7 protein-coding genes are annotated in these 10,425 nt (G+C 68.4%); 4 read left to right on the top strand and 3 right to left on the bottom strand.

What is annotated here, in order from left to right; translation table 11 throughout:
* Both VNF92_04125 and VNF92_04120 read right to left on the bottom strand, forming a co-directional pair.
* A partial coding sequence (locus VNF92_04125; GenBank protein HVA57052.1) for a molybdopterin cofactor-binding domain-containing protein occupies nt 1–1,275 on the bottom strand: 1,275 nt, incomplete at its 3' end.
* Nucleotides 1,272–1,769, bottom strand: coding sequence for a (2Fe-2S)-binding protein (locus VNF92_04120; protein HVA57051.1), 498 nt, complete (start codon nt 1,767–1,769; stop codon nt 1,272–1,274). The genes VNF92_04125 and VNF92_04120, both read right to left, overlap by 4 nt.
* A 232-nt stretch (nt 1,770–2,001) precedes the next feature.
* Between VNF92_04120 and VNF92_04115 the strand changes: the two genes are divergently transcribed.
* Genes VNF92_04115 through VNF92_04105 form a run of 3 tightly spaced genes read left to right on the top strand, consistent with a single transcriptional unit; the run spans nt 2,002 to nt 5,313 of the window.
* Complete coding sequence (locus tag VNF92_04115; GenBank protein HVA57050.1) at nt 2,002–3,333, top strand: efflux RND transporter periplasmic adaptor subunit; 1,332 nt, start codon at nt 2,002–2,004, stop codon at nt 3,331–3,333.
* A 2-nt stretch (nt 3,334–3,335) separates the two neighbouring features.
* Entirely contained in the window at nt 3,336–4,094 is a 759-nt protein-coding gene (locus tag VNF92_04110; protein HVA57049.1) for an ABC transporter ATP-binding protein, read from the top strand.
* Between the two features lies 1 nt (nt 4,095).
* Complete coding sequence (locus VNF92_04105; protein HVA57048.1) at nt 4,096–5,313, top strand: ABC transporter permease; 1,218 nt, start codon at nt 4,096–4,098, stop codon at nt 5,311–5,313.
* A 105-nt stretch (nt 5,314–5,418) separates the two neighbouring features.
* Here the strand turns inward: VNF92_04105 and VNF92_04100 are convergent, their stop codons facing one another.
* Nucleotides 5,419–8,826 carry an amidohydrolase family protein gene (locus VNF92_04100; protein ID HVA57047.1) on the bottom strand — a complete coding sequence of 1,136 codons (3,408 nt, stop codon included), beginning with the start codon at nt 8,824–8,826 and terminating at the stop codon, nt 5,419–5,421.
* A gap of 211 nt (nt 8,827–9,037) precedes the next feature.
* Between VNF92_04100 and VNF92_04095 the strand changes: the two genes are divergently transcribed.
* On the top strand, nt 9,038–10,339 hold the full coding sequence (locus VNF92_04095; GenBank protein HVA57046.1) for a DUF4010 domain-containing protein: 1,302 nt from the start codon (nt 9,038–9,040) through the stop codon (nt 10,337–10,339).
* Nucleotides 10,340–10,425 lie beyond the last annotated feature (86 nt).

Here is a 10,425-nt window from a genome sequence, read left to right as displayed (position 1 = left end):
GCGGGCCAGGCGGGCGGCTTCGACGGCGCATTCGCCGGTGTGCTTGCCGCCGTAGGCCGACCCGGTGTCGGGCATGATCACCCGCACGCGGTCGTCGGCCAGGTCGAAGGCGCGCATCAACTCTTCCTTCACCCCGAAGGGGCGCTGCGTGCCGGTCCATACCGTGAGCTTCTCGCCCCTGGCGTCGGTGGTCCATTCGGCCACCGCCGCGCGCGGCTCCAGGGGCACGTGCGCGATGTAGGCCACGGTGTAGGTACGCGCGAGCGTGTGCGCCGCCGAGCGGAGCGCGGCGTCGACGTCGCCCTGCACGAACGGCTCACCGCCGCCGTAGGCCTCGCCGCCGGCGCGCCCGGCGCTCGGCGCGGGCCGCGTACGCTTGAGATAGTCGTAGATGTCGGCTGACGACGGTTGCGGGCCCGGGGCGGGCGTCCAACGGGCCTGGATGGAAATGAGCGCGCGTTCGGCGTCGGAGGTGCGGGGGGCCGCCACGCCGACGAACGGGCCGTCCTGCACCACGACCGCGTCCTTCACGGCGGCGGCGTCGCTGGCATCCATGGATTGCAGCGTGGCGCCCATCGATGGCGCGCGCAGCACCTTACCGTAGAGCATGCCGGGGCGCGTGAGGTCCGACGGATATTGGTGGCGTCCGGTGACGACATCGGCGGCGCCCACGCGGCCCGCGGGTGTGCCGGCGGTTTTCCACGCGGTGGCCGGCGTGAGCGGCGCGTCGTCGCTCACCGTCTCGGTGAGTTGCCGGCCCGCCGTGAGTTCGCCGTAGCTGGCCGACCGGCCGCTTGGCGCGTGCACGACGCGCCCGTCGGCGGCGTGGAGCGAGGTGCGATCCACCGTCCAGCGCGCGGCTGCCAGGCCGATGAGCAGTTCGCGCGCCGAGGCGCCCGCCTTGCGGAGCAGCGGGCCCATGCGCGGCGTGGACATGCTGCCGAACGTGCCCATGTCGTACGGTGTCAGGTCCGTGTCACCCATGACCATGTGGACCGATGCGAGCGGCACGCGCAGTTCTTCGGCCAGTTCCTGGGCGAGCGAGGTCCGGATGCCCTGGCCCACCTCGACCTTGCCCGTGAACACGGTGACGGCGCCGTCGGCGCCGATGTGGAGCCAGGCCGCGATCTGGTCGGTGGGGGTGGGCGCGCCGCCGCCGGGCGGGCCGCCGAGCATGGCGGTGAGCCCCTGGGCCGCTGACGCATTGCGGGTGACGAGGGCGACGGCGATGCCGCCGCCGAAGAGCTTGATGAAGTCGCGGCGCGAGTTGGTCATGGCCGCGCCTCCTCGGTCCGCTGGTCCGGCGCGGGGTGGGCCGAGCCAGAAGCCCGCTGGATGGCGCGGACGATTCGCGGATAGGTGCCGCAGCGGCAGACGTTTCCGTCCATGGCCCGTACGATCTCATCGCGGGACGGATGGGGCGTAGCCGCGAGCAGGGAGGCCGCCGCCATGATCATCCCGGCCGTGCAATAGCCACATTGCATGGCATCCTCTTCAACGAAGGCGCGTTGCAGCGCGTTCATACTTATGTCGGGCGCGATGCCTTCTATGGTCGTGACCGGCACGTTGACCGCCGCCGACACCGGAGTGACGCAGGCATGTGCCGAACGGCCGTCAATGAGGACGGTGCAGGCTCCGCACTGGGATTCGCCGCAGCCGTACTTCGGTCCGGTGAGGCCAATCTCCTCGCGGAGAACGGCGAGCAGGCTGCGCCCTGGATCGACGTCCACGGCATGGTGTTGGCCGTTCACCTCGAGTTCGATGCGCATGGCGTCTGGCTCCGGAAGTGTCGGTTGTTCGAATATACGCAGGTGTCGCGAAGCGGGTACGCGGCGATATGGAAGGCGTCCACGAGCGGGCGCAACCCGGATGGGCGGCCGACTGGCCGCGTATGGAAATCTTTGTGTGGTGTACGCTTTGGTGGTGGTGAGCGCGTTACTAATTGATGGGGCGAGCCTGGCTCGCTCTCGCCGGACCCACAACTCCTGGAACTGAAAACAGATGAAGAAAATCATCGTGTCCCTGATCGTGATCGCCGTGGTGATCGGCGGCGTGTTCTACTTCCGGAGCCGGGCGGCGGCGGCCTCCGTTTCGTATCTCTACGTCCCGGTCACGCGCGGCGACATCGAATCGACGGTGAGCGCGACGGGCAACATGTACGCGACCGACTCCGTGCAGGTAGGCACGCAGGTGTCCGGAATCATCGATCAGTTGAACGCGACGTTCAACTCGCGCGTGCACAAAGGGGAGTTGATCGCGCGGCTGGATACCACGGTGCTCCGGTTGGCGGTTGACCGGGCGATCGCCGCGGAGGACCAGGGTTCTGCCGACCTCAAGCAGAAGGGATACGCGCTCGACCAGATCAAGCGGCTGCTGGCTACGGGTGCCGAGACGGAATCCGATTACGAGACGGCGCTCGCAAACTTTGCGATGTCCAAGGCCACGTTGGCGTCGGATTCGGTGGCGCTGCGCCAGGCGAGGCAGAATCTCAACTACGCCTACATCTACTCGCCGATCGACGGCATCGTGATCAAGCGGACGGTGGACCTGGGGCAGACGGTGGCGGCCAGCTTCTCGGCACCGGAACTGTTCCTGATTGCCGCCGACCTCAAGGATCTGCAGATCCTGGCCATGGTGGACGAGGCGGACATCGGCCAGATCCACGTGGGGCAGCCGGTGGACTTCACGGTGGAGGCGTATCCGGATCGCACGTATCATGGAACCGTCGGGGAAGTGCGGCTCCAGTCGACGGTGGTGGACAACGTCGTGGACTACCCCGTGCTGGTCCGGGTGGCGAACACCGACGGCACGCTGTTCCCCGGGATGACGGCGACCATCAATTTCCAAGTGTCCAAGGCGACCAACGTGCTCAAGGTGGCCAACGGGGCGTTGCGCTTCCAGCCCACGGCGGCCATGATCGCGCAGTTCCGCGCGGAGAATGCCACAGCGGGCGGCGCCGATTCGTTGCGGGCGGGCGGCCGTCGTGGGGATTCCAACGGGCGCGCGCGTGGAGGGTTTGGGGGTGGCGCACGCGGCGGAGCAGGGGGTCGTGGCGCCGGGGGCCGGGGTGGAGCGGGGGGGCGTGGCCCGTCGGACGTCGCGACGCTCTGGTACCTCAAGGATGGCAAGCTCGCCGTGATGCGCGTGCACACGGGTCTGACGGACGGAACGGAGACGGAGATCAGCGGACCGCCGGACCTCAAGGAAGGGCTGCAACTCATCGCCGCGGTGACGGCCGGTGGATCGGGCGCCGCACCCGCTGCATCGAGCAACCCGTTCCAGCCGACTACCAACGGTAGAGGCGGCCGCGGCGGATTCGGCCGGGGATTCTGAGCATGGCGACAACCAAACAGGCCGTCATCAAGGTCCAGGACCTGAAAAAGACCTACGTCACGGGCAAGACCGAGGTGCACGCGCTGCGCGGCGTGAATTTCACCGTCGAGCCGGGCGAGATGATCGCCATCATGGGCGCATCGGGTTCCGGCAAGTCCACGTTGATGAACATCATCGGGTGCCTGGACCAACCGACTTCGGGCAACTACTGGTTGGACGGCGTGCACGTGGACAAGCTGTCCAAGAACCAACTGGCCGACATCCGCAACGAGAAGATCGGGTTCGTGTTCCAGGGGTTCAACCTGCTGGCGCGCACGTCGGCGCTGGAGAACGTGGAGCTGCCGCTGCTCTACGACCGCAGCAATCGCAAGCTGGACTCGAAGAAGCTGGCCCGGGAGGCGCTGGAGCGGGTGGGGCTGGGCGAGCGGCTGGACCATGAGCCGAGCGAGCTGTCGGGCGGCCAGCAGCAGCGCGTCGCCATCGCGCGGGCGCTGGTCACGCATCCTGCTCTCGTCCTGGCCGACGAGCCCACGGGCAACCTGGACTCCCAGACGTCCGTGGAAGTGCTGGCGCTATTTCAGGAGTTGAACGAGCAGGGCATCACGGTGGTGCTCGTCACCCACGAACACGACATCGCCATGTACACCAAGCGGGTGGTCGAGCTGCGCGACGGGCACATCATCCGAGACGAGGCGGTGGCGGATCGGCACACGGCATCCGAAGATCTGCAGCACCTCGAACCCATCGAAGCGGACGCGTGACATGCAATCGACAAGACTGATCAAGATCGCCACCAAGAGCATCACGAAGAACAAGCTGCGCACGCTGCTCACGATGCTCGGCATCATCATCGGCGTGGGCGCGGTGATCGTGATGGTGGCGGTGGGGCAGGGCGCCAAGTCCGAGATCCAGCGCCGCATCGACAATCTCGGCACCAACATGATCGTGATCACGCAGGGGGCGTTCCGCACCGGCGGCGTGAGCCAGGGAGCGGGCACGTCCAACCGGCTGACGATCAAGGACTACACGACGCTCGCCAATCAGGGGCTGCTGCTCACGGCGACGTCGCCGGTGATCATCGCGTTCGGGCAGGTGGTGGGCGGGGCCGGCAACTGGCGGACGGCGACGGACGGCGTGTCTCCCGACTACGCGATCATCCGCAACTGGAAGACGAGTTCGGGGCGGTTCTTCGACGCCACCGACGTGCGCTCCGACAGTCGCGTGGCGGTGATCGGCAAGACGGTCGCGACCAACCTGTGGCCCGACCAGGATCCGGTGGGCCAGGAGGTCCGGCTGCGCAACGTGCCGTTCCAGGTGATCGGCGTGCTCGAAGCCAAGGGGCAGACCGCCGAGGGCAACGATCAGGACGACATCATCCTGGCGCCGTACACGACCGTCCAGACGCGCCTCTCGGGCCACCAGTTCATTGCGCAGATCCTGGCCAGCACCGCCACGAAAGAAGAGATTCCCGCCGCCGAGCAGGAGATCACGCAGATCCTGCGCGATACCCACCGGCTGGCGCCGTACGATTCCAACGATTTCACGGTCAAGAATCAGACCGATCTGGCGCAGGCGGCGTCGGGCACGACCGAGGTCATGACCCTGCTGCTTGCGGCGATCGCCAGCATCTCGCTGCTCGTGGGCGGCATCGGCATCATGAACATCATGCTCGTGTCGGTCACCGAGCGGACGCGTGAGATCGGGATCCGGATGGCGATCGGCGCGCGGGGGAGCGACGTGCTGACGCAGTTCCTGGTGGAAGCGATCGTGATGAGCGTGATCGGCGGGATGATCGGGGTGGCGCTCGGCTATGCCGGCGCCGCGATCCTGCAGCGCACCACGGGCTGGCAGACGGCCATCGCCGCGCCGATGGTGGGCATCGCCATCGGGTTCTCGGCGGCGGTGGGCATCTTCTTCGGATTCTATCCGGCGCGCAAGGCGGCGGCCCTCGATCCCATTCAAGCGCTGCGGTACGAGTAGCGGGGCGGCCGGCGCGACGCGCACCGCGTTCGCTGCGCGGAATTGAAGAAGGCCCGGCGCCGAACACACGGCGCCGGGCCTCTTCGTTGGCCATGGTCCACGTCGCTACTGGTCGGTCGGGGTCCACCACCAGAGCCGCGGCGCGGCTTTCTGGCGAGGCCAGATCTCGTCCAGCGTATTGCCGTCGTAGAGGCGGCCGTTCTTCATGACGTATTTGATGGTGTTGGTGTTCCTGATGTCGTCCAGCGGATTCCGGTCGAGCACCTGCAGGTCGGCAAGCTTGCCGGCTTCGATCGATCCCACGTCCTTCTCCATCCCTATCGCCTCGGCGCCGAAGATCGTCGCCACGCGGAGCACGTCCATACGCGGCATGCCGCCCGACGCGATGTTCCAGATCTCCCACTGGGCGCCGAGCCCCTGGAGTTGGCCGTGGCTGCCCAAGCCCACGCGGCCGCCCGCCGCCACGACCTTGGCTGCCTGTGCGGCGAACAGCGGGAACGACCACTGCGTGGGCGCCCACCAGCCCGGCCGGCGCGACGCCTTGGTCTCCACCACGTCGCGCGGCGTGAAATGGTTCAGCTTCTTGTCGTTGAGCACGTCGCTGTGCTCGTACCAGTAATTCTCGGCCCACGGCCCGCCGTACTCCACGATCAGCGTGGGCGTCCACGTGATGCCGGCGGTGGCATAGAGTTCGATCACGTCCTTGTACAACGGCGCGATGGGCAGCGTGTGCTCGCTGCCCGAATAGCCGTCCATCGCCTCGGTGAGGTTCTTCTTGAAGTCGAGCCCGCCTTCGAGCGTCGGCATCAGGTGCTGTTCGCGCGCCGCCATCACGACGAACTGCCGCACGCGGCGGTCTCCCGTCATGTACTGCTTGATGGTGTTGGTCTGGTAGTATTTCGAATAACGCGAGAGCACCAACTGCGCGTCGGCCAGCGACTTGATGTTCTCGGCGGCGAACACGCCGGGACCCGTGGAGTGGATGCGCGGGCCAATGAACTGGCCCGTGGCCACCATGTCCTCGTACGACAGCACGTCGGTGCTCGAGGTCTGCGGGTCGCGGATGGTGGTCACCCCGTAGGCCAGATTGACCATGTACTCGAACGGCTGCGACCGGTGCACGCCGAATGCCGGCCAGATGTGGGCGTGGATATCGACATACCCGGGAATGATCGTCTTGCCCGATACGTCGATCGCCCGCGCGCCCGGCGGGATGCTGACCTTTCCGCGCGGGCCCACGGCGACGATGCGATTGTCCTTGACCACGATGTCGCCGTCGGCGATGACCTCGCTGCCCTTCATGGTGATGATCCGCGCGCCGCGGAGCACGACCGTGCCGCGCGGGACGTCGCGCGCCACGGTGATCACCACGTCGTGCTGTACGGCTTCGTAGGCCGGCTTGTTCGCGGCGCCGTTGGCCCCGCGCCCGCCGCGGCCTCCACGGCCTCCGGCGCTATCGCGCCCGCCGGCGCCACGAGCCCCCGCGATGGAGTCGGCGCGTTCGGTGGAATCGGCGATCGCCGTCGCCGAGGCGGCGAGGTCGTAGGTGAACAGCGTATGGGCGAGGGAGAAGTAGATCTTCTTGCTGTCGGCAGTCCACGTCGCGAATTCGCCGCCCACCGTGGTGAGCTTGTGCACGGGCACCGACGACTGCGCGGGGCTCGACGTGTTGACGACCGGGGCATCGCCCCCCTTCACGGGCACGTCGTCGATCACGTACGCCTGAACACCCGACTGCACGAGCACCCGGGAGCCGTCGGGGGAGAGGAGGATGTTGCTCGCGCCGCCGCCCCCGCCACCGGCCCCGCGTCCACCGCCGCCCAAGCGGATGATGTCCTTGACGTCGGTACCGTCCCAGCGCATGGACGTGAGCACGCTGCCCTGCGAGACGTAGATGCGCGACGTGTCGGGTCCGAAATGCGGCTGGCCGAAGGTCGTGAGCGGAGCGATCATCGTCGCCGCGCCGCCGGCGGCGGGCATCCAGGCCAGTTCGACGCCCGTGGCCTGCGCGTTGGGGCGCTCCAGCTCGTCGCGGTCCCGACGCATGTCACGCGGGCCGCGCCCGAATACGAGCCGGCGTCCATCGGGGGCGTAGGTGAGATTCTCGTAGAATGCCGACTGTGTCGTGAGCTTCTGTGGCGCGCCCGATCCATCGGCGTTCATCCGGTAGATGTCGCCGCCGCTGATGTCGCTCCACGTCACGTAGGCAATGGAGCGGCCGTCGGGCGACCAGGCCGGCGAGTACTCGCCGTCGGTGCTCGACGCGACGAGCCGGTGCGGCGCGCCGTCGGGCAGGTCCATCACCCATATCCGGTCGAGCGCCGTGAACGCCATCCGCCGGCCATCGGGCGACGGCGCCAGGTCCCGGATCTGGTGCACCGTGATCGTCGAATCGTCGAACGGGTACTGCTCCTTGATGGCGCCGCCGATCATCTCGTCGTAGTCGGCGCTGAACGGGATCATCGTCGCCTTGCCGTCGGGCACGCTCACCCGCCAGAAGTGGCCGAGATACGCCGCGACGATGGACTTGCCGTCGGGCGTGAACGCGAATGGCGGTTCGAGGTCCCGCGTGAATCGCGATTCCTGATCGTCGCGCTGGACGCGATGCACGAGCCAGTGCTCGTCGCCGCTTGAGAGTTCGCGAATGCGCAGCGACGTGACCGAGTCCTCGCGGGTGGCGTATACGAGCCACTTGCCGTCGGGGCTCACCTCGGGGCGCATGGCCGAGCCGGGCGCGTCGGTGCGGATGAACGTGCGGCCCGTCTCGCGGTCGTAGACGGCGATCTGCCAGCCGAGGGAGGTCTGGTTGTATCCGCCGCCGCCGTTGCGCGCGGCCACGTACATGTAGCGGCCGTCCGGTCCGAAGGCCGGGCCCACGAAGTTGTTCAGTACGGCCGCACCGCCGCGTCCGCCGCCACCTCCGCGACCGCCGGCCGCGGCCGAGTCGGTTCCCGTGAGCTGCAGGCCGGTGCCGCCGCCGCCGAAGTACATGAAGACGTTGAACGCCCCGCCCGAGAAGCTGTTGCTCTTGGAGGCGACGACGTACTTGCCGTCGGGCGTCCACGTGGGCGAGACGTAGCTGTGGTCGGTCTCCTTGGTGAGCGCGCGCACGTGGCGGCCGTCGGCGTCCATCAGCCAGAGGTTGTCCGACTCACTGCGGTCGCTCACGAATACGATCGTCTTGCCGTCGGGACTGAAGTTCGGCTGTCCGTCGAACGCCTGTCCGCTGGTGAGGCGCGTGGCCTTGCCGCCGGCGATCGGCATTTTGTAGATGTCGCCGAGCAGGTCGAAGACGATCCACTGGCCGTCGTTGGAGACGTCGAGCGACATCCAGGTGCCTTCGTCGGTGGTGAAGCGCAGCGGCCTGGCGGGTCGCAGTGGGAGGTTGTAGCCGGGGCCGCCGCTGGAGTCGGCGGCCGTTTCACCGCGCTGGGCGCGGGCCGGGGACGCGACCGCGAGCAGCGCAATGGCGAGCGCGATGCGGGACGGAGAGGATATGCGGAGACGGCGCATGACTCGCCTCGATTGGGGGGGGCGGGAAAGCTGGGGGGGATGCTCGGTACGGTTGGGCGGGGAAGGGATGGCCGGCGCGAACCGAGTGCGGGAAAGTGCTCCATGGCGCGCAGGGCGGCAAGGCTTCGAGCGACCGTGGTTTTCCGGGTGTTGGTGGGGGCACGATATTCGGGCCGTAGCGGTCTCGGCATCGACCAGCGCATACTGAGTCATGACGGCGCTCGCCGCAGTGCTCGCGATTGACGGTTCCGTGCTCGATGCGGCCATGCGGTTGAGTCTCGCCGCACTGATCGGGCTGGCCGTAGGGACGGAGCGCGAATGGTCCGGTCACGCGTCCGGGCCCCGGGGGCGCTTTGCCGGCATGCGCACCTTTTTCCTGCTCGGGCTCCTGGGCGGCGCGGCCGGCCTGCTGTTCACGTGGGGTTACGCGGTGGCGGGCGGCGTGCTGCTGGGCGCTGGGGTGGGGTTCGCGGCCGTGGCGTACGCGATGGCGGTGCGGCGGCCCGATGCCGATCTCGACGGCACCACGGAGGCCGCGGCGTTGGTGGTGCTGGCGCTCGCCGTCCTTGCCGGCGTCGGCGAGATGGGGCTCGCTGCGGGGGCCGTGGCCGTGGTGGTGCTCGCGCTCGGTGAGAAGGAGCGGCTGCACTGGCTGGTGGGCAAGATCGGCGAGCGCGAGATGCGGGCCGCCCTGCAGTTCGCCGTGCTCGCGCTCGTCGTGTTGCCGATGCTGCCGCCGGGTCCGTACGGTCCGTTGGGCGGCATCCGCCCGCGCACGCTCTGGGCGATCGTGCTGCTGTTCTCCGGGCTCAACTTTGCCGGGCACATCGCGCGGCACGCGGTGGGCGCGAGGCGCGGCTACGGCATCATGGGCATGCTCGGCGGGCTGGTGTCGTCGACGGCGGTGACGCTGCAATTCTCGAGGCTGAGCCGACGGGACGAGGGGCTGAGCGGGCCGCTCGCGCTGGGCGTGATGGGGGCGTGCACCGTGCTCGTGGCGCGGGTGGTGACTGCGGCGGCGGTGCTCAATGCCGACGTGGCGCGGCAGCTGCTCGTGTACCTGTTGCCGTCGGCGGTGGTGGGCGCAGGCCTCGTGGCGATTGCGCTGCGACGCCCGTGGCCGGCGGCGTCGGAGGCGACCGAGCCCGAGACGCAGAGCCCGCTCAAACTGTGGTCGGCCATCCAGTTGGCGGTAGCGTTCCAGCTTGCGATGATGCTGCTCTCGCTCGCGCGGGAGTTGTGGGGGTCGGCAGGGGTGCTGACGTCGGCCGCGGTACTCGGGCTCACCGACGTGGACGCACTCACCGTGTCCATGTGCCGGTCGGTCGCCAACGGCACGTCCTCGGTGCTTGCTGCGCAGGGCATCACGATCGGGATTCTCGCCAACACGGTGCTCAAGTTCGGGGTGGCGATGGGGCTCGGGTCGTCGAAGTTCCGGCGGGCGGTAGCGCCCGGATTCGCCATGCTGGCCGGGGCCGTGGTGCTCGGTTTCTGGCTGGGTGGGCGAATCTGATCGCTGGGCGGGCGTAGTGCCGGGGTGCGTCGGAGAAAAGCCGTCGAAACCCGTGCGTTTGCCTGACCGGTGCTGGAGGTTTGCCC

The organism is Gemmatimonadaceae bacterium (assembly GCA_035533015.1).
GTDB lineage: Bacteria > Gemmatimonadota > Gemmatimonadetes > Gemmatimonadales > Gemmatimonadaceae > JAGWRI01.
The sequence above is the reverse complement of the archived record's forward strand: the minus strand, read 5'-3'. Positions and strand labels throughout refer to the sequence as shown.